Source organism: Pseudomonas sp. ZL2, assembly GCF_054788455.1.
Map to the genome: position 1 here is coordinate 192218 of NZ_JBGOGX010000002.1, position 19278 is coordinate 211495.

Below are 19278 nucleotides of genomic sequence, written 5' to 3' on the forward strand. Positions count from 1 at the left end.
CATGAGCTCAACTATCCAGCGTATCCCCAGCCACCTGCCGTATCCGTTCTCCAAGGCGGTGAAGGTCGGCGGCTTTCTGTTCCTTTCCGGGCAGATCCCCATGCGCGCCGACGGCGAAGTGGTGCGTGGCGACATTCAGGTTCAGACCCGGGCTGCTCTGGAGCGCATCGGCGAAACCCTGGCCGAATGCGGCGTCGGTTTCGATCAGGTGATCAAGGCCACCGTGTGGCTGTCCGACATGGCCCATTTCGCCGGTTTCAACGAGGTGTACAAAAGCTTCTTTGCCAACGGCTACCCGGTGCGCTCCACCGTCAGTGCCGGCCTGGCCCTGGGCGTGGATGTCGAGATCGAAGTACAGGCCTGGACCGGCAACGACTGAGGCACCACAGCAACACTGGGTAAAAACAACAACAAGGCCCGGGCAGGGCCATCGATACCAGAGGGTTGAAAATGAAAGAGCAGCTGAAAATTGCAGGCGCCTTTATCGGCGTGATCGTTGGCGCGGGTTTCGCCTCGGGGCGGGAGCTGTTGCTGTTCTTTGTCGACTTCGGCCTCTGGGGCCTGCTCGGGGCGCTGGTCAGCGCAGCGTTGTTCACTTTCCTCGGCATGGCCCTGGCCGGGCTGGGCAATCGCTTGCAGGCGGCCTCGCACAAGGATGTGGTGTATGCCATCTGCGGGCGCCACTTGGGCTTGTTAGTCGACCTGTTGATCACCTTCTTCATGTTCGCGGTCACCGTAGTGATGCTTGCTGGCGGTGGGGCCTTGCTGGAACAGCAGTTCGCCATTCCGGCGCTGGCCGGTAGCATGCTGGTCACCGTGCTGGTGGTGGCGGTGGTGTGCCTGGATGTGCAAAAGGTGATCCTGCTGATCGGTGCGGTGACGCCGTTTCTGATCCTCATCGCCACGGCCATTGCCTTGTACGCGGTGTTCACCCGCGAGCTGAGCTTTGCCGCCCTGGACCAGGTGGCCAGCCAGCAGGAGGCGGGCACCAGCCACTGGTTGCTCGGTGCGTTCCTGTACGTGTCGTACAACATCGTCGCCGGTGCGCCGATCCTGGCGATTCTCGGCGGCTCGGCACGCCTGGAGAAGACCGCGATCTGGGGCGGGATTCTTGGCGGTGCGGCCTTGGGCGGGCTGATGTTGGTGATGAGCGCAGGGCTGCTGTCACGCCTGGATACCGTCGCCGATCTGCCGATGCCGATGCTGTCGATTGCCAGCGAAATTTCCCCGGCACTGGGCGTGATCATGTGCGTGATCATCTTCGGCATGATCGTCAACACCGCAGTGGGCACGTTGTATTCGTTCCTGGCGCGGCTGTTGCCGGCGGGCACCCGCAGTTTTCGTCTGGGCTCGGTGGCGGCGGGAGTGGCGGCGTTTGTCTGCAGCCTGATCGGCTTTATCAGCCTGGTCGGCCAGGTCTATCCGTTCTTCGGTTACCTGGGCTTCGTGCTGATGCTGGCGGTATTGATCGGCTGGTTGCGCCTGGGGCGGGCCAAGCGGGTGCTGGCGGTGTAGCGGGGAGGGGTAAAGCAAAGGGGCCGCAAATGGCCCCTTTGTTGTTTACGCGTGTCAGATCTTGAAGCTGTCGACCAGTTGCTTCAGGCGCCCGGCCTGCTGGGCCAGGGCATCGCAATGACGCAGGGTGTCATTGAGGTTGGCCACGCCTTGCTGGTTCAGCACGTTGATCTGGGTGATGTCCAGGTTCAGGCTTTCGACCACGGCGGTCTGCTCTTCGGTCGCGGCAGCCACCGACTGGTTCATGCCGTCGATCTCGCCGATGCGCTGGGTCACGCTGCTCAGGCGCTCGCCGGCCTGGTTGGCGACCAGCACGCTTTCTTCGCTGGAGACCTGGCTGGCGTTCATGTTGTGCACCGCCTCGCGGGAACCGACCTGCAGGGTGGTGATCATCTTGTGGATTTCTTCGGCCGACTCCTGGGTGCGGTGGGCCAGGTTGCGGACCTCGTCGGCAACCACGGCGAAACCACGCCCGGCTTCACCGGCACGGGCCGCTTCGATGGCAGCGTTGAGCGCCAGCAGGTTGGTCTGCTGGGAGATGCCCTTGATCACGTCGAGGATCTGGCCGATGTCATCGGTGCTGGCGTTGAGGGTTTCGATCTGCTCGCAGGATTCGCTGATCTTCTGCGACAGCGAAGTCATTGCCGAGATGGTTTCCTGCACCACCTGACGACCGTCGTTGGCCTGCTCGCTGGCGCCGCTGGCGTGTTGCGAGGCGTCGGCGGCGTTGCGGGCGATTTCCTGGGTGGCGGCGCCCAGCTCGTTGATCGCTGCGGCCACGCTGTTGGTGCGCATGCTTTGCTCTTCGGAACCTGTGATCGAAGCGTTGGAGGCGCTCATCACGCGCTCGGACAGGTCGTGAACCTGGCGAGTGGCCGAGGACACTTCGGCAATCGAGGCATGAATCCGCTCGACGAACTGGTTGAAGGCACCGGCCAATTCACCGAACTCGTCCTTGTTCTCGACGACCAGGCGGCGGGTCAGGTCGCCTTCGCCCTGGGCGATGTCCTGCATGGCACGGCCCATGGTGGTCAGCGGACGCATCAGCACTGGAATCAGCAGGCTCAGCAAGCCTGCGATGGCAGCCACGGCGATCAACATGGCGATGATGGCCGAGGTGCGGAACTGGCTCAGACCTGCGTAGGCTTTGTCACGGTCGATCGACAGACCGATGTACCAGTCAGCCGTCGGCAGACCGCTGACCGGGGCGAAGGAAATGATCCGGTCCTGTTTGTTCAGGGTCACCTCGTGGGTGCCCGGGGCGATATGCAGGTTGCTGCCCGGGTAGATGTCCTTGAGGTTCTTCATCACCTGGTCTTTGTCCGGGCTGACGATCACCTGGCCGTTACGGTCGACCAGGAAGGCGTGGCCGATACCGCCGAAGTCCACGGCATTGATGATGTCGACCAGGGTTGCCAGGCTCAGGTCGCCGCCGACCACGCCGAGCAGCTCGCCGTTGGCCTTGCTCTTCACCGGCATGCCAATGGTGACCACCAGGCCGCCGACCGCGGCCATGTACGGCGGGGTCAGCATCGTCTGGTTGGCGGTCACGGCAGCGGTGTACCACGGACGCTGGCGCGGGTCGTAGCCGTCGGGCATCTTCGCGTCCGGACGCTGGGTGAACACGCCGTTGGACTGGCCGACATAGGTGAACTGGAAGTTGCTGGTGTACGAAGGCTGGTCGACCAGCCCCGGGAGGTCGGCGTTGGCGCCCTGGTGGGCGACGTCCTGGGCGAGGTTTTCCAGGACCAGGATGCGTCCGCTCATCCAGTTCTGCACACTGCTGGCGGCCAGCGCGCCGGCCTGCTTGACCGACGAGTCGATGTTCTGTCGGATGGTGCTGCGTTGCAGATAATCGTTGTAAAGCGTGAACAGTGCAAATGCCAGAACCACGACGCCGCAGGCGCACAGCAGGATCTTGTGGCGAAATTTCAGGTTCATGTTCCGAGACCTTGTGCCAGTAAAGAGGAGTGCCGAGCGGCGCTTTTGGCGTGTGCTCGTACCTATCCAGACGGGTATCGGCCGCGAAACTGAAAAATTGATAGGAAGTTTTGCCGCAGGGGCTGACAGGATTTTCCTACGGCCTGCTCTGGCGTGCGTGTTGCAGCCCGGTGCGTTACTGCACGCCCAGTAAACGCACCAGTTCCTGGGCGGCTTTTTGCAGCGGCTGGTGCTGGCGCCAGAACGCATGCACCGGCAGTTGCAGCTCGTTGCGGGTGTTGCTGAAATCCAGGCGCACCAGGCGTCCCGCGCCCAATAAAGGCGCCACGCGCGACAACGGGAAGTCGCCCCAGCCAAGGCCGGCTTCGACCATCTCGATGGCCATGGCCAGGCTGTCGGTGCGCCAGTGCGCCTTGCCGATCAGGGCGCGGGTGTCGCTCAGCGGCAGGTCGCGGCTGGCTACCAGGATCTGCCTTACGTTGGCGAGGTCTTCAAGGTAGACGATTTGCCGTGGGCGTTGCTGCAGGGCCGGGTGCTGTGGGCCGATGCAGGCCACCAGCGATTCCATGCCGATGTTCTGAAAGCGCTGCCGGGCGTCCACCGCCAGCCCGGCAAAGGCCAGGCACAGGCTGACGCGGCCGTCGTGCAGCAGTTGCAGGGCATCTTCCTGCGGGGTCGTCAGCACCTCGACATCCAACAGGGGATGACGCTCGCTGATGGTTCTGATCGCTGCCAGCAGGCGCGTGTGGTCGATGTCCGGTACCACGCTGATGCTCAGGGTGCTTTCCAGCCCCTGGGACAACTCCAGTGCATGCACCTGCAACTGCCCGAGCTGATTGGCGATCATCCGTGCGTGGGGTTCCAGGGCTTGGGCCATGGCGGTGGGGCGGGTTTCCCGGTGGGTGCGTTCGAACAGGGTGAAGCCCAGCTCCGCTTCGAGGTTGCCGATCGCCATGCTCACTGCCGAAGGCACTCGGCCCAAAGCCCGGGCGGCGGCGGAAAACGAGCCGCGGTCGAGCACGGCGAGAAATAGTTCGATGTTGTCGCTGGAAAAGTTCATGGCAATCTCCTATCAGCCAATCTGATAACTGCTGACTTTGGCTGTCAAGAAGATTGACGCATGCTTGCCCGCCTCAGCTGCCCCAAGGGGCGGCGTTTTTATGCAAAGCCGAGGTTAGCAACGTGCAAGGTGTCAAACGCAAACTGGTCTATGTGACCGCCTATGAACTGATCGGCCTGTGCATGTCGACCCTGGGCCTGGCCTACCTGGCCGACAGCGCGCCGAGCAATACCGGGCCGCTGGCGGTAATGATCACTACCATCGCCATGGCCTGGAACTTCATCTACAACACGCTGTTCGAGTACTGGGAAAGCCGTCAGGCCAAGCGCGGTCGAAGTGTTGCCCGGCGGCTGGCGCATGCGATCGGCTTTCAGCTGACCCTGGTGGTGTACTTGATTCCGCTGATTGCCTGGTGGCTGGACATGAGCCTGCTTGAGGCCTTTGTCGTCGACCTGGCCTTTATCATTCTCATCCCGTGCTACACCTTCATCTACAACTGGCTGTTCGACCGGATCTTCGGCTTGCCGACCTCGGCCCAGGCCCAGCCGGACAACCGCGTCGCCGCGTAAACCGCGCCTTTATTGGGCGGGCAGGGTGATCACCTGGGCGGCGGGCTGTGGCTCGCGCTCGGGGCCTTCGGCGGCCAGCAGGCTGTCTTCTATCTCCCCCGACAGGTAGTAGACCCCGGCCATGGCGCCGGTCTTGCGGTTCTCCATCAGTTCGCGCCATTCCTCGTTCAGTGCCACGTTGAGGATCACTCGCAGCTGCTCGATCATCGCCGGTTGTTCACGGTTGTGGGTCATGACGCCGATACCGGTTGCCGCCAGGGAAATCACCGTGCCCGCCGCGCGACCGACGGCCGCCGCCACTGCGCTGGCAATGCCCCGTGGCGCCAGGGTGGCGCCGAGCTTTTCACTGGCTTGCCGGGCGACCGATGACAAGCCGATGTCCGAGCGCTGGGTGCCGGCGCGCACGGCACTGTGCATGCGTTTGATCAGCGCCGCATAAGCGGGTTGCTGCTCCAGCGGTTTGCTGTACAGCAGTTGATGAAGCGAAGCGTTGTTATTGGCCGGTGGCCCGAGGCCGATGGCCTGGATCCGCGTCAGGTGCAGGTTGAACTGCTCGGGTGGCGCGCGGTAGCGCTGGGCAATCTGCTGCAACTGCTGGCCAAGCAGCTGGATATACAGCTCCATGGCCCGGTCGCGAATGGCTTCGGGGTCGATTTCCTTGGCCACCGGGTCCAGCACCCGCTCGTGGTACTGCTGCTGCAGGTACAGGGCCAGGCGTTTTTCCGGCGGGTCTTTGCCGTCGCCGCTGTTCATCTTGTACCAGGCCACTTTCATGGTCAGCCATTGCTGGGTCCAATAACCGGTGAACCAGGGGATGAAGTCGCTTTCGGTGTACTGCTGCACACGTTCCTTCCACACCCGCATGGAGCGCCGGGCATAGTCGTTGACCGAACTGGTGGTGGCCAGCGACGCGTCGATGATGTCCCGGTCGATCTGTTGCCAGGTCGCGGCGCTGACCGGGATGGGCGGCAGTTCCGGGGCCTTTTGCCGTGAGCCGCAGCCGCCCAGCGCCAGTAAAAAGGCGAGCAACAGGGCGATGAGCGGGGAACGCGGCATCAACTCGCAGCCCCCTTGTGGTTTGGGAAAGGTCGAACGCGGTGGTTACTTGAGTATAGGTGCCGTCACTCGGGCTGCTGTTCGGCCTCGGCCTGATCCAGCGCCTCGACGATCTCTGCCCAGATTTCCCGGCAGAAAAACCACACCCAGGTGGCGTTCAGCACGCGGTCAATATGGCGCCGCCACCAGCTGTCGCGGCGGGCTTGCAGGGATTGCTCGATCTCCTCGTGCAGCCAGGTTTCGTCGAAGCCGGTCCAGATCGGCGGTACTGGCGTCATGATGTTGCTGTAGCAGGCGGGGGCGACTTCGCTGTAGAAGATTTCTTTCAGCAGCTCGCGGTCAAAGCCAACGAGGTGGCGGGCGATCCAGAGGTATTCGATGTGGGTGTCGACGAACGCATCGGACATCGCCACTTGCACCTGGCGGCGCTGCTGCGGCGTCATTTGAGGCGCAGGTGCAGCAGCGGGTAGGGGTTGCCCTGGCCATCGCGGGCCGAGCGGCCTACTTGTTCGAAGCCTTGCTTGAGATAAAAGCCGACGGCCTGGGGATTTTGCTCGTTGACGTCGACTTCGCGCACGGCCAGTTCGCTGATTACTTGCCTGAGCAAGGCCTTGCCGACGCCCTGGCCGCGCGTTTGCGGATCGACGAAAAGCATTTCCAGCTTGCCTTTGCTGACCCCGGCAAAGCCGAGGATCTGGCCCTGGTTGTCGTGCCAGGCACGCAGCTCGACAGCGGGCAGGTAGTCGTTGAGGATCAGCGGGCGCAGCTGGTCGACGTAGCCTTCGGGCAGAAAGTCATGGGTGGCGCGTACCGAGGCTTCCCAGACGGCAGTCAGGGTCGGGTACTGGTCGGGGTCTACCGGGGTGATCCTTTCGTTCATCAGCATGCTCATCTATGTGTAGGAGCGGGCTTGACCCGCGATAACGTCCTGTCTGCCACATCGTATCGCGGGGCAAGGCCCGCTCCTACACCAGACCGCTGTTCCCGGTGAAAATCCTCAATCATCCAGGTCGAGCTTGGCCTCGATATGGTCCAGATGCTCATGCATCAACGCCAACGCGGCCTCGCCATTGCCGTCCTCCAGCGCATCGATAATCGCCGCGTGTTCCTGCCAGGCACAATGGCTGCACGGCCGTGCTTCGTACTGGGCAATGATCAGCGAGGTTTGCGGTACCAGGCCGTTGAGAAAACGCGCTAACGGCACGTTGTCGGCCATTTCCGCAAGTTTCAGGTGAAACTCGCCACCCAGGCGAATCGCCGTGCAGCGCTGACCTTGCTCATGGTGCTGACGCTCGCGGGCCACCAGCTCGCGCAGTTGGCGGATCTTCGCCGGTCGTGAACGTTTGGCCGCCAGGCTGATCAGGGTGGTTTCGGCCAGGCGCCGGGCGCTGAGGATCTGCCGCGCATGCTGTGGGTCGGGTGCGGCCAGGCGCGCGGTGTGGCTTGGGCGCTGGACGATCACCTGTTGATCCGACAGGCGCCCGAGCACCCGGCGGATTACCGTGCGGCTGACCCCGAAGGCATCGCCAAGCGCTTGTTCGGTCAAGGCGCTGCCAGGGGCCAGGCGCTGTTCGAGGATGGCATCGAACAGGCGCGGGTAGATCTGCTCGGCCGACAATCGGCGCTCACCCTGGGCGAGCAGCGAGGGCAGGGCGGTGTCATGGGCGTGGGCGCTGGCGTTCATGGTCGCACTCCTGGGGTCAGTTGCCCGGATGATCGTCCGGGATGTTCAGTTCGATACCCATGCGCCGGCCTTCCTGGAGGATATGGTGGCGCATCTGCGCGCTGGCCTGGGCGCTGTTCTTGTTGCGGATGGCGCGCACCACCGCTTCGTTTTCCTCAAGTCTTGCCGCCAGATGCTCGGGCGAGTTGCGCAGCACTGCGGCGCTTTGCTTGAGGGCATTGCTGGTCTGTTGCACCACACTCTGGAAGATCGGGTTGGCGGTCAGGGTGAACAGCTCTTCGTGGAAGGCGATGTAGGCGTTGACCCCGGCTTCGCTGTCTTCGGCCTCAAGCGCTTCGCGCATGTCCATAAGGGTCAGGCGCAACTGGCCGATTTCCTTGCTGCTGATCGACTGTGCCACCAGGCCGACGATGAAGGGTTCGAGGGTGTAGCGCAGTTGCAGCACGTCTTCCAGGCTGGCCTCGGCGACACCGCTCTGGGGCATGGCGGTTTCTGCCGCATCGGCGTCCAGCACCAGCACGCCCTTGCCTGGCATCGAACGCACCAGGCCGAGGGTCTCGAGCACGGTCACCGCTTCACGCAGGCTCGGTCGGCTGATGCCCAGTTGTTCGGCCAGTTCACGCTGGCCCGGAAGCATGTCACCGGAACGCCACTGGCCGCGGGCCAGGGCCTGGCGGAGTTTTTCCACCACTGAGTTCACTACTGTCGATGAAGTAATCATTGTTCACTCCATGAGAACACTTGCATGGTTTGCTCCTGTGGCCGGCAGTGGGGCTGCCGGCCCTATTGCTCAGAACTCTTGTTGATGGGCATTCGGGGTCTTGCGCTGGGCAAAGCCGAAGCCCTGTTTACCCGACAGCACATTGTTGGCCCGCTCCATGTCGATATCGCCTTCCCAGCGGCCGATGGCGACGGTGGCCACGCAGTTGCCGATCAGGTTGGTCAGCGCCCGGCCGATGCCCATGAACCAGTCCACCGCCAGCACCAGCACCAGGCCGACCACCGGGATCGCCGGGATGGCAGTCAGGGTCGCGGCCAGGATTACCAGGGCGGAGCCGGGGATGCCGTGGGCGCCCTTGGAGGTGATCAGCGACACCAGCAGAATGGTCAGCAGGTCGGTCATGGCCAGCGGTGTGCCGGTGGCGTTGGCGATGAACACGATCGCCAGGGTCAGGTAGATCGAGAAACCGTCGAGGTTGAACGAGTAACCGGTAGGAATCACCAGGCCTACCGTCGAGCTGCCGATGCCCAGGTGCTCGAGCTTGCGCATGATCTGCGGCAGCACGGCGTCGGAAGAGGCGGTGCCGAGGACGATGGTCAGCTCTTCGCGCAGGTACTTGATGAACGGCAGGATCTTCAGCCCCGACAGGCGCATCACGGTGCCCAGGATCAGCAGCACGAAGCCGGTGCAGGTCAGGTAGAACAAGGCGACCAGGCCGCCCAGGTGCTGCAGCGATTCCAGGCCATATTTGCTGGTGGTGAAGGCAATGGCGCCGAATACGCCGATGGGTGCCAGGCGTACGATCATGCCCATGATGCGAAAGATGATATGGCTCAGTTCGTTGATCAGCCGCGAGATGCCCGAGGCCGCTTCACCCACCAGGTTCAGGGCGCTGCCGAACAGTACCGAAAACAGCAAGACCTGGAGGATGTTGTTGTCGGCAAAGGCACCGACCACCGAGGTCGGAATCAGGTCCATGAGGAACGCGGCAGTGCCGTGGATGTGCTGGCCGCGTTCGGCCAGGTTGCTGGCTTCGCTGCTGGCCAGTTGGTCCAGGTGAATGTTGGCGCCGCTGCCGATGCCGGAGGTAAAGGCGAACACCAGGCCGATCACCAGGGCGATGGTGGTCAGGATTTCGAAGTAGATCACCGATTTCAGGCCGATGCGCCCGACCTTTTTCAGGTCGCCGGCACCGGAGATGCCGCTGACCACTACGCAGAACACGATCAGCCCGATCAACATCTTGATCAGCTTGATGAAGCCGTCACCGAGGGGTTTGAGTTGCAGGGAAACTTCAGGAAAGCTCAGGCCGCAGGCTATGCCTAGCACAAGGCCCAACACCACTTGGAGGAAGATCGAACGCGAGCACCATTTGAGCATGGGAGGGATCTCTGGTCGGTGTCCCTGCTTCGATGCCACGAGGGGCGAAAGAGCGGAGGACTTAATTATTGTGGTCTTACCGGTATGTCCAGTGCGGGGTCAGTGTAGGCGCGAATTTTTCAGCTTTGCAAGGGGTTTTCGGTCGAAAGGGCAAGAATTGGCTTTACCGGTCTGACCAGTTGAGGTGCAATGCGCGGGCAGAAAAAAGCGGCAGGTTCGGCCTGCCGCTTTTTCCGTGTTGCCGGGACTAAGGCTTGGACAAGGCCAGGTCTACCGCCGCAATCAGCTTGCCCAGGTCCTGGCGTGGGGCCTTGTGAATGACACCAAAGAGGTAGGCACGTTGCTCGTCTTCGTCGTCCTGCTCGGCGAAGAAGGCTTTGAGTTTGATGCCCAGTACCTCGGCAAAGGTCAGCAGGGCTTCCACGCTGGGAGTGTAGGTGCCGGTTTCGAAGCGACTGATGGTCTTGGGGTCAAAACCGGTTTTCTCGCCAAGTTCAGCCTGAGTGAGCCCGGCTACCTTGCGGTAGCGTCTGATGGCCGAACCCAAACTTGAAATTGTCATCGCTTAATTCCCATTTAGAATCAAGAACTTAACGATATCTATCCGCAAGAGACAACGCCACAATTCATCACCTTTGTTTGCATAATGTGATGTAATTCGTAGAATTGATCGTTTGGACAGGTCAAAAGCCATCGAGTTTCAACCGGGGTGAGCCAGCTGAGACTCTTCAGCAAAGCACCCCAGCAGAAGGCTGATCTCGGTGTCGGACGAATGGTTTGTGCGCTGCACAGGACAACCTGGCAGACCACTGCAAATGGAGTTTTATCGTGCGTCTCAACATGCCGGTCACCTCGGTCGAACAGACTTTCGGCGAGGATCAGCGGCTTATTTCCGCCACCGACATCGCCAGCAACATCACCTACTGCAATGCCGAATTCGCCGCCATGAGCGGATTCAGCCAGGCCGAGTTGATCGGTAGCCCGCACAACCTGGTCCGCCACCCGGACATGCCGCCGGCGGTGTTTGCCCTGATGTGGCAGTACCTCAAGGCCGGCCAGAGCTGGATGGGGATCGTCAAGAACCGCTGCAAGAACGGCAACTTCTACTGGGTCAGCGCTTATGTCACGCCAATACTCGAAGACGGCCGCCTGGTCGGCTACGAGTCGGTGCGGGTCAAGCCGAGCCGCGAGCAGGTGCGCCGCGCCGAAGTACTCTATGCGCGGTTGCGTGAAGGCAAGCCGGCGGTCTCGGCCGGGCGCCGTCTGGCCCAGTTGAGCCAGGTGATGAGCCTGCCCCTGGCTGCCGGCGCGCTGGCAGTGGCGGCCAACCAGGCGCTGCCGGGCTGGCCGGGCCAGGGCATCACCCTTGGCCTGTTCGCGATGATCGGCCTTTGGGCCCATAACCGGTTGGGCCGCCAACTCGGGCAGATCGTGGCGTGCTCGAACAACACCTTTGCCGATCAGATCAGCGCCCTGACCTACAGCGATCAACTGGGCCCGGCGGCGCAGTTGCAGATGATCCTGATCAGCGAAGAAGCGCGGCTCAAAACCGCGCTCACCCGGCTGAGCGACCTGGCCACGCAGATGGCCGAAGCCGCCAGCGATTCCAGTCGCCTGTCCAGCAGCACCGAAACCGCGCTGCTTGAACAGCGCGCCGAAATCGACATGACCGCCACCGCCATGACGCAAATGGCCGCGTCCATCGGCGAGGTGGCCGAGCATGTGCAGCAGACCGCAGTCCAGGCACAGACCGCCAACCAACTGGCCGAGCAGGGCAGCCAGGTCGCCGGCACCAGCCGCGAGGCCATCCAGTTACTGGCCAATACTGTCAGCCAGATCAACCAGGCGGTCACCCACCTGGCCGGGCAGACCCAGGACATCATGCTCGCCGCTGAAGTGATCCGCGCGATTGCCGAACAGACCAACCTGCTGGCACTTAACGCCGCCATTGAAGCGGCCCGCGCCGGCGAGCAGGGTCGTGGCTTTGCCGTGGTCGCCGATGAGGTTCGCGCCCTGGCGGCCAAGACCCGGCATTCGACCGTGCAGATCCAGGGTATCATCGAGAACCTGCGCAGCGGCGCCGACGAAGCGGTGAGCATCGCCAGCCTCGGCATCCACGAGGCCGAGCAGGGCGTGGCCCAGGTGCTGGAGGCGCAGCGCGCCTTGCAGGGCATTCGTGCCGCCGTCGAGCGCATCAGCGACATGAGCCAGCAGATGGCTGCCGCCTCGCAAGAACAATCCTCGGTGGCCGAAGAAGTCTCCGAGCAGATCAACAACGTTGCCAGCACGGTGCAGGCCACCGCGCGCAACGCCAATGCCGCGGCCAGCCGCGGCACCGAGCTGGAAAGCATTTCTTCGGGCCTGCGGGCCCTGGTCGAGCGTTTCAATCGCTAACCACCAGGGTGCAGAGGAATTCATGGACGATAACTACCGCGCGGCTGTCGATGCCGCCGCGATCTTTTCCGAAACCGACCTCAGTGGCCGGATCACGTACGTCAACGAGCAGTTCTGCAGCATCTCCGGCTACAGCCGCGAGGAACTGCTGGGGGCCAATCACCGGATCCTCAACTCCGGCCTGCACGGCCCGGAATTCTTCATTGGCATGTGGCGCGCGCTGGTCGCCGGACGGGTGTGGAAGGGCGAGATCTGCAACCGGGCCAAGGACGGTTCGTTGTACTGGGTCGACAGCACCATGGTGCCGTTGATTGATCCGGCCACTGGCAAGGTGCGCAAGTTCGTCTCGATCCGCTTCGACGTCACCGAGAAACGCCAGCTGCTGCACACCCTGCAATGGCGGGTGGGCCACGATGTGCTCACCGGTCTGCCCAATCGCGCCTATCTGTCCGACCTGCTCAACCAGGCCCTGGAGTTCTCGCGCAACGAGGACATTCCGCTGGCCGTGTGCATGCTCGATCTGGATGGCTTCAAGGCGGTCAACGACGGTTACGGTCATGCCAGCGGCGATCTGCTGCTGGTCGAAGTGGCCACGCGCCTCAAGGGCATCCTGCGCGGTGGTGATGCCGTGGCGCGGTTGTCGGGCGACGAGTTCGTGCTGATTTTGCGCCATGTGCAGAACCCGGCGCATTTGCAGGCGGCGCTCGACCGGGTGCTGACCGCGATAGCCGCGCCTTACCAGATCCGCGACCAGGAGATTCGCGTCAGCGCCAGTATCGGCGTGACCCTGTTCCCCCAGGACAACGAAGACACCGACACCCTGGTGCGCCACGCCGACCAGGCGCTGTACGTGGCCAAGCAGAGCGGGCGCAATCGCTTCCACCTGTTCGACGTGTCGCTGGACCAGGAGGTCAAGGCTACCCACCAGACCGTGGCGCGCCTGCGCCAGGCCCTGCACAAGGGCGAGCTGTGCCTGCACTACCAACCCAAGGTCAACATGCACAGCGGCGCGGTCATCGGCTTCGAAGCGTTGCTGCGCTGGCAGCATCCAAGCAAGGGGTTGGTCATGCCCGGCGATTTTCTGCCGCAGGTCGAGCAGACCGACCTGATCGTCGAGATCGGCGAATGGGTCATCGATCAGGCCATGAGCCAGATGCAGCGTTGGCAGGCGCTGGGTCACCAGTGGCCGGTCAGCGTCAATATCGCCGCCCGCCATGTGCAGCGTGATGACTTTGTCGAACGCCTGAAGTTGTTGCTGGGCCGTCATCCGGATGTAGCCCCGGCCATGCTCGACCTGGAAATCGTCGAGTCGGTCGCCATTGAAAACATACAGCGCGTCAGCCAGTGCCTGGAGGCCTGCCAGCGTCTGGGCGTGCAGTTCTCCCTGGATGATTTCGGCACCGGCTATTCGTCGCTCAGCTACCTCAAGCGCCTGCCGACGCGGACCATCAAGATCGACAAATCCTTCGTCCGCGACATCCTCCATGACCAGGACGACCTGGCCCTGACCCGCGCCGTGATCGGCCTGGCCCGGGCCTTTGGCCGCCAGGTGATCGCCGAGGGCCTGGAGACGGTCGAGCATGGACAATTGCTCATGGGCCTGGGTTGCGACGTCGCCCAGGGCTACTGCATCGCCCGGCCGATGCCGGCTGAGCAGGTGATCGACTGGGTTGCCGATTACCAGCAACCCCTGCAGTGGCAAATCCAGTAGGGGCGGGCCTGGAATCCTCTCCTACCAGCGCTGGTCCTCTGTGGGAGCGGGCCTTGCCCCGCGATCGAGCGCGCAGCGGTCGCAAGCCAGGCGACGCTGGGCTCACTAGTACCTCCCCAACTGTACCAAGCCGGCGCCGATCATCAGCCAGATGCCCCCTACAACAGTCAACCAGCAAGACACCTTCATTCGGCGCTGCAGGTAGGCTGGAAGCTCGTGAGTTTCTTCCGCTTCAAGGACCCTCCTGCCAATGCCGGTGCTCGGCCAAGCTAGCGCGCCACTGATAGATGCAACCACCAGGGTGCGTGACATAACGCCCCTGCGTCCCCATAGCTGAATTTGTTGCTCCAGCCCGCGATTGTTCTGCAGCGCTGTACACATCACCTCGAAATGTCGTGAGCAGGCGATATGCACGTCGATGGCAACGCCGGATAACGCGATAACGAAAGGCGCCAGGCCGAATCCGATCTGGGCGTTCAGGGGCCAGGTATTGATATCTATCATCGCTGTGCCTCATAGATGCATTCAGGCAAAGAGGCCCGGAACCTAGCACCGACAATCTCGACCTGGCGCACCGCTGGGCGGAATCGGAAACATCCCACAAATATCTATGCGCTGCCCCTGTGGGAGCGGGCCTTGCCCCGCGATCGAGCGCGCAGCGGTCGCAATCCAGGCGACGCTGGGTTGCGTTATTTACGCATTCTTTATGCCCGGCCCAGGCTCTCGATCTCGCCCCTTTACAGCCCCTCTACCGACAATGACCGTCAGCGGCACGTGCCGTAAGGACGGAGAGTTTTCATGAGCATTCTGGACGGGGTGTCACTGCTGTTGGCAGTGGCCTTGATGATCTACCTGCTGGTCGCGCTGCTGCGCGCCGATCGGGGTTAGGAGCGACCATGCACAGTTACGATTACGCGTTGCTGCTGGCGTTCTTTGCGCTGGTACTGCTCCCGGCACCCTTGCTCGGGCGTTTCTTTTTCAAGGTAATGGAGGGCCAGCGCACCTGGCTGTCGCCGCTGCTCGGGCCGGTCGAGCGTGGCTGCTACCGGCTGGCCGGGGTCGACGCCAGCAAGGAACAGAGCTGGCAGCAGTACACCCTGGCCTTGCTGGCCTTCAACCTCGCCGGTTTCGTGCTGGTGTTCGCCGTGCTGCTGTTGCAGGGCTACCTGCCGCTCAACCCGCAGCAGCTGGCGGGGCAGGAGTGGTCGCTGGCGTTCAACACCGCGGTGAGCTTTGTCACCAACACCAACTGGCAGTCCTATAGCGGCGAAGCCTCGGTCAGCTACCTGAGCCAGATGCTCGGCCTGACCGTGCAGAACTTCGTCAGCGCCGCCACCGGCCTCGCCGTACTGGTTGCCTTGTGCCGCGGCATCGCCCGCCGTTCGGCCAGGACCCTGGGCAATTTCTGGGTCGACATGACCCGTGCCACCCTCTACGGCCTGCTACCGCTGTGCCTGCTGCTGGCCTTGTTGCTGGTATGGCAGGGTGTACCGCAAACCTTCGCCGATTACGTGCATGCCCTGACCCTGCAAGGCGCCGACCAGACCATACCGCTCGGCCCGGCCGCCAGCCAGATCGCGATCAAGCAATTGGGCACCAACGGCGGTGGCTTTTTCGGTGTCAACTCGGCGCACCCGTTCGAGAACCCGACGGCCTGGAGCAACCTGTTCGAGGTGGCCTCGATCATCCTCATTCCGGTGGCCCTGGTGTTTACCTTCGGCCATTACGTCAAGGACATGCGCCAGAGCCGGGCAATCATCGCCGGCATGCTCGCGCTGTTCTTGATCGGCGGCGGCACCGCGCTGTGGAGCGAGCACCAGGCCAACCCGACGCTGAACAGCCCGCTGGTTGAGCAGACCGCGCCGCTGGAAGGCAAGGAAAGCCGCTTTGGCACCACCGCCAGCGTGCTCTGGACGGTGACCACCACCGCCGCCTCCAACGGCTCGGTGAACAACATGCACGACAGCCTCAACCCGCTCAGCGGTATGGTCGCGCTGGTCAACATGATGGTTGGCGAGGTGATTTTTGGCGGCGTCGGTGCCGGGCTCTACGGCATGCTGCTGAACGTGCTGATCGCGGTGTTCCTCGCCGGTCTGATGATCGGCCGCACCCCGGAATACCTGGGCAAGAAACTGCAGGCGCGGGAAGTGCAGTTGCTGGTGGCCACCTTGCTGGTGATGCCGGTCGGCGTGCTGGTGCTCGGCGCCCTGGCGGCCAGCCTGCCAGGCCCGGCAGCAGCGATCAGCAACCCCGGTGCCCATGGCTTCAGCCAGCTGCTGTACGCCTACACCTCGGCCAGCGCCAACAACGGTTCGGCCTTCGCCGGCCTCGGTGCCAACACCACCTTCCACAACGTGATGATCGGCCTGGGCATGCTGATCGGCCGCTTCGGCTACATCCTGCCGGTGCTGGCCCTGGCCGGTAGCCTGGCGCTGAAAAAATCCGCACCGGTGGGGCAGAACAGCTTCCCGACCCACGGCCCGCTGTTCGTCACCTTGCTGGTGGTGACCATCCTGCTGGTCGGTGGCCTGACCTTCTTGCCGGCCCTGGCCCTGGGGCCGGTGACCGAATACCTGAGCCTGGGCTTGTGAGGAACAACTGATGAACATGCCGATTCCTGAAGTAAAGGCGCAGGCCCCCGAGGCTGCGCGCACCACCTTTGCTGCTCTGTGGCGCCCGGCGCTGGTGCAGGCCTTCGTCAAGCTCGACCCGCGTCAGCTCAAGCGCTCGCCGGTGATGCTGGTGGTGGAACTGACCGCGATTTTCACCACCTTGCTGTGTTTGCTGCCCGATAGCCGCGTGCCGACCGGCGTGGCGGTGCAGATCGCCCTGTGGTTGTGGTTCACCGTGCTGTTTGCCAACTTCGCCGAAGCCCTCGCCGAGGGCCGTGGCAAGGCCCGCGCCGACAGCCTCAAGGCCGGCAGCCAGGGCCTCAGTGCCCGTCGCCGTACGGCCTCGGGCAGCTTCGAGATTGTCCCGGCCACCAGCCTGCGCAAGGGCGATGTGGTCAAGGTCTTGGCCGGGGAGATGATCCCTGGCGACGGCGAGGTGCTCGAAGGCATCGCGGCGGTCAACGAGGCGGCGATTACCGGTGAGTCTGCGCCGGTGATCCGCGAGTCCGGCGGTGATCGTTCGGCGGTCACCGGCAACACCCGGCTGGTGTCCGACTGGCTGCTGATCAGCATCACCAGCAACCCCGGCGAGTCGACCCTGGACCGCATGATCGCCCTGGTCGAAGGCGCCAAACGGCAGAAAACGCCCAACGAGATCGCCCTGGACATCCTGCTGATCGGCCTGACCCTGATCTTCCTGGTGGTCGTGGTGACCCTGCAGCCGTTCGCCCATTTTGCCGGTGGCAGCATCCCGCTGGTGTTCCTCGTGGCACTGCTGGTCACGCTGATTCCGACCACCATCGGCGGCCTCCTGTCGGCCATCGGTATTGCCGGCATGGACCGCCTGGTACGCCTTAACGTGATTGCCCGTTCCGGCCGTGCGGTAGAAGCCGCAGGCGATGTGCATGTGCTGATGCTCGACAAGACCGGCACCATCACCTTCGGCAACCGCCGCTGCAGCGCCCTGCATGCGGCACCGGGCGTCACTGCGCGGGAGCTGGGCGAGGGCGCCTTGCTGGCGTCGCTGGCCGACGATACCGCCGAAGGCAAGTCGATCGTTGAATACCTGCGCCAGTTGCATGACTTCAACGAACCGGCGGCCGACCAGTTCACACCGGTAGCCTTCAGCGCCGAAACCCGGCTGTCCGGCATCGACTATCAGCAGCGTCGCTACCGCAAGGGCGCGGTGGATTCGGTGCTGGCTTTCGTCGCCATGCAGCGCCTGGAAATGCCAGTGCCGCTGGCCCGGGAAGTGGACAAGATCGCCCAGAGCGGCGGCACGCCGCTGCTGGTGTGCGTCGACAAGCGCCTGCTGGGGGTTATCCACCTCAAGGACGTGGTCAAGCCGGGCATCCGCGAGCGCTTTGCCGAGCTGCGCAAGCTGGGCATCCGCACGGTGATGGTCACCGGTGACAACCCACTGACTGCCGCCGCCATTGCCGCTGAAGCCGGGGTCGACGACGTGCTCGCCGAAGCCACCCCGGAGAAGAAGCTGGCGCGCATTCGCCAGGAGCAGAATGACGGCCGGTTGGTAGCCATGTGCGGCGATGGTGCCAACGACGCCCCGGCGCTGGCCCAGGCCGATGTCGGCATGGCCATGAACGACGGTACCCAGGCAGCCCGCGAGGCGGCCAACATGGTCGACCTGGACAGCGACCCGACCAAGCTGCTGGATGTGGTCCAGGTCGGCAAGGAGCTGCTGGTAACCCGTGGCGCGCTGACCACCTTCTCGATTGCCAACGACGTGGCCAAGTATTTCGCCATCCTCCCGGCGCTGTTCGCGGCGATCTACCCGCAACTGGGCGTGCTCAACCTGATGCACCTGAGCAGCCCGCAAAGCGCGATCCTTTCGGCGATCGTCTTCAACGCCCTGATCATCGTTGTGCTGATCCCGCTGGCCCTGCGCGGAGTACGGGTGCAGGCCGCCAGCGCCGCCCACCTGCTGCGCCGCAACCTGCTGATTTACGGCCTGGGCGGGCTGATCGTGCCGTTCGCCGGGATCAAGCTGATCGACCTGTTGCTCACCGCCCTGAAGCTGGTCTGAACCAAGGAGATGATCATGACTACCCATATTCGTCCGGCCCTGAGCCTGATCCTGTTGATGACCCTGATCACCGGCGCGGTGTACCCGCTGGTGGTCACCGGCATCGCCCAAGTGGCCTTCCCCGAGCAGGCCAATGGCAGCCTGCTGCGCGACGACCAGGGCCAGGTGCGTGGCTCGCAGTTGATCGCGCAACGCTTCGAGGGCGAGGGCTGGTTTCAGTCGCGGCCTTCGGCGGGCGACTACGCCACGGTATCGAGCAGCGCCAGCAACCTGGCGCCGAGCAACCCGGCGCTGGCCGAGCGGGTCACCAACAGCGCTGCGCAGTTGTACATCGAAGCACAAGGGCCGGTGCCGCTGGCCTTGCTGACCACCTCCGGCAGCGGCCTTGACCCGCACCTGTCGCCAGCCGCGGTGGCCTACCAGCTGCCGCGGGTGGCAGCGGCGCGCCAGGTTGCGCCCGAGGCCTTGCAAGTACTGGTCGAGCAGTCCACCCTGCACCCCTTGATCGGCCCGCCGGTGGTCAATGTATTGGCCCTGAACAGCGCCCTTGAGCGGCTGTCGCCGGCGTCGAAATAAGGACAGGCAGTGAGC

18 protein-coding genes and 3 pseudogenes are annotated in these 19278 nt (G+C 63.4%); 10 read left to right on the top strand and 11 right to left on the bottom strand.

The genetic code is table 11. The features are described 5' to 3' along the window. The first annotated feature begins 1 nt into the window (after position 1). Both ABM562_RS02245 and ABM562_RS02250 read left to right on the top strand, forming a co-directional pair. A complete protein-coding gene (locus tag ABM562_RS02245) occupies positions 2-379 on the top strand; it encodes a RidA family protein (protein ID WP_460420669.1) in 378 nt (125 codons plus the stop codon). Between the two features lie 71 nt (positions 380-450). Then, complete coding sequence (locus ABM562_RS02250) at positions 451-1515, top strand: YkvI family membrane protein (protein WP_115086147.1); 1065 nt, start codon at positions 451-453, stop codon at positions 1513-1515. A 54-nt stretch (positions 1516-1569) separates the two neighbouring features. Here the strand turns inward: ABM562_RS02250 and ABM562_RS02255 are convergent, their stop codons facing one another. From ABM562_RS02255 to ABM562_RS02265, 3 genes and pseudogenes are all read right to left on the bottom strand, one after another. Next, entirely contained in the window at positions 1570-2355 is a 786-nt protein-coding gene (locus ABM562_RS02255; protein WP_415842527.1) for a methyl-accepting chemotaxis protein, read from the bottom strand. Positions 2356-2472: 117 nt separating this feature from the next. After that, positions 2473-3705: pseudogene (locus ABM562_RS02260) on the bottom strand (cache domain-containing protein); the annotation flags it as partial. After that, complete coding sequence (locus tag ABM562_RS02265; RefSeq protein WP_134061939.1) at positions 3632-4516, bottom strand: LysR family transcriptional regulator; 885 nt, start codon at positions 4514-4516, stop codon at positions 3632-3634. The gene ABM562_RS02265 and the pseudogene ABM562_RS02260, both read right to left, overlap by 74 nt. Positions 4517-4638: 122 nt before the next feature. Here ABM562_RS02265 and ABM562_RS02270 point away from each other — a divergent pair, with 122 nt between their 5' ends. Then, the gene (locus ABM562_RS02270; RefSeq protein ID WP_346617075.1) at positions 4639-5085 is read left to right on the top strand and encodes a PACE efflux transporter; all 447 of its coding nucleotides are present in this window, start codon (positions 4639-4641) and stop codon (positions 5083-5085) included. A gap of 9 nt (positions 5086-5094) precedes the next feature. On the opposite strand, the gene ABM562_RS02275 is transcribed toward ABM562_RS02270, so the two are convergent. From ABM562_RS02275 to ABM562_RS02305, 7 genes are all read right to left on the bottom strand, one after another. Then, on the bottom strand, positions 5095-6141 hold the full coding sequence (locus ABM562_RS02275; protein WP_134061941.1) for a hypothetical protein: 1047 nt from the start codon (positions 6139-6141) through the stop codon (positions 5095-5097). Positions 6142-6206: 65 nt separating this feature from the next. After that, positions 6207-6584 carry a DUF7079 family protein gene (locus ABM562_RS02280; RefSeq protein WP_115086152.1) on the bottom strand — a complete coding sequence of 126 codons (378 nt, stop codon included), beginning with the start codon at positions 6582-6584 and terminating at the stop codon, positions 6207-6209. Then, complete coding sequence (locus tag ABM562_RS02285; RefSeq protein ID WP_460420671.1) at positions 6581-7027, bottom strand: GNAT family N-acetyltransferase; 447 nt, start codon at positions 7025-7027, stop codon at positions 6581-6583. Before ABM562_RS02285 ends, ABM562_RS02280 begins: the two co-directional genes overlap by 4 nt. A 111-nt stretch (positions 7028-7138) precedes the next feature. After that, positions 7139-7825 carry a GntR family transcriptional regulator gene (locus ABM562_RS02290; RefSeq protein WP_134061943.1) on the bottom strand — a complete coding sequence of 229 codons (687 nt, stop codon included), beginning with the start codon at positions 7823-7825 and terminating at the stop codon, positions 7139-7141. 16 nt (positions 7826-7841) lie between these two features. Further along, on the bottom strand, positions 7842-8546 hold the full coding sequence (locus tag ABM562_RS02295; RefSeq protein ID WP_134061945.1) for a FadR/GntR family transcriptional regulator: 705 nt from the start codon (positions 8544-8546) through the stop codon (positions 7842-7844). A 69-nt stretch (positions 8547-8615) separates the two neighbouring features. Then, on the bottom strand, positions 8616-9926 hold the full coding sequence (locus tag ABM562_RS02300; protein ID WP_038994418.1) for a C4-dicarboxylate transporter DctA: 1311 nt from the start codon (positions 9924-9926) through the stop codon (positions 8616-8618). Between the two features lie 247 nt (positions 9927-10173). Next, positions 10174-10488, bottom strand: a complete 315-nt coding sequence (locus tag ABM562_RS02305) for a helix-turn-helix domain-containing protein (RefSeq protein WP_115086155.1) — start codon at positions 10486-10488, stop codon at positions 10174-10176. 383 nt (positions 10489-10871) lie between these two features. Between ABM562_RS02305 and ABM562_RS02310 the strand changes: the two are divergent. The 3 genes and pseudogenes from ABM562_RS02310 to ABM562_RS02320 form a co-directional block, all read left to right on the top strand. Next, positions 10872-11036 (top strand): annotated as a pseudogene (locus ABM562_RS02310) (PAS domain-containing protein); the annotation flags it as partial. A 270-nt stretch (positions 11037-11306) separates the two neighbouring features. Next, positions 11307-12320 (top strand): annotated as a pseudogene (locus tag ABM562_RS02315) (methyl-accepting chemotaxis protein); the annotation flags it as partial. A gap of 22 nt (positions 12321-12342) precedes the next feature. After that, positions 12343-14031: a putative bifunctional diguanylate cyclase/phosphodiesterase gene (locus ABM562_RS02320; protein WP_115086157.1), complete on the top strand. Its 1689-nt coding sequence runs from the start codon at positions 12343-12345 to the stop codon at positions 14029-14031. Between the two features lie 105 nt (positions 14032-14136). Here ABM562_RS02320 and ABM562_RS02325 read toward each other — a convergent pair whose 3' ends face one another. Beyond that, positions 14137-14535, bottom strand: a complete 399-nt coding sequence (locus ABM562_RS02325; RefSeq protein WP_346617073.1) for a hypothetical protein — start codon at positions 14533-14535, stop codon at positions 14137-14139. 294 nt (positions 14536-14829) lie between these two features. Here ABM562_RS02325 and kdpF point away from each other — a divergent pair, with 294 nt between their 5' ends. Genes kdpF through kdpC form a run of 4 tightly spaced genes read left to right on the top strand, consistent with a single transcriptional unit; the run spans position 14830 to position 19263 of the window. Continuing rightward, on the top strand, positions 14830-14919 hold the full coding sequence (kdpF, locus tag ABM562_RS02330) for a K(+)-transporting ATPase subunit F (protein WP_036996387.1): 90 nt from the start codon (positions 14830-14832) through the stop codon (positions 14917-14919). Positions 14920-14927: 8 nt separating this feature from the next. Then, entirely contained in the window at positions 14928-16622 is a 1695-nt protein-coding gene (gene kdpA, locus ABM562_RS02335; protein ID WP_134061949.1) for a potassium-transporting ATPase subunit KdpA, read from the top strand. A gap of 10 nt (positions 16623-16632) precedes the next feature. Continuing rightward, positions 16633-18687: a potassium-transporting ATPase subunit KdpB gene (gene kdpB / locus ABM562_RS02340; RefSeq protein WP_460420676.1), complete on the top strand. Its 2055-nt coding sequence runs from the start codon at positions 16633-16635 to the stop codon at positions 18685-18687. Positions 18688-18702: 15 nt separating this feature from the next. Beyond that, entirely contained in the window at positions 18703-19263 is a 561-nt protein-coding gene (kdpC, locus tag ABM562_RS02345) for a potassium-transporting ATPase subunit KdpC (RefSeq protein WP_134061951.1), read from the top strand. Positions 19264-19278 lie beyond the last annotated feature (15 nt).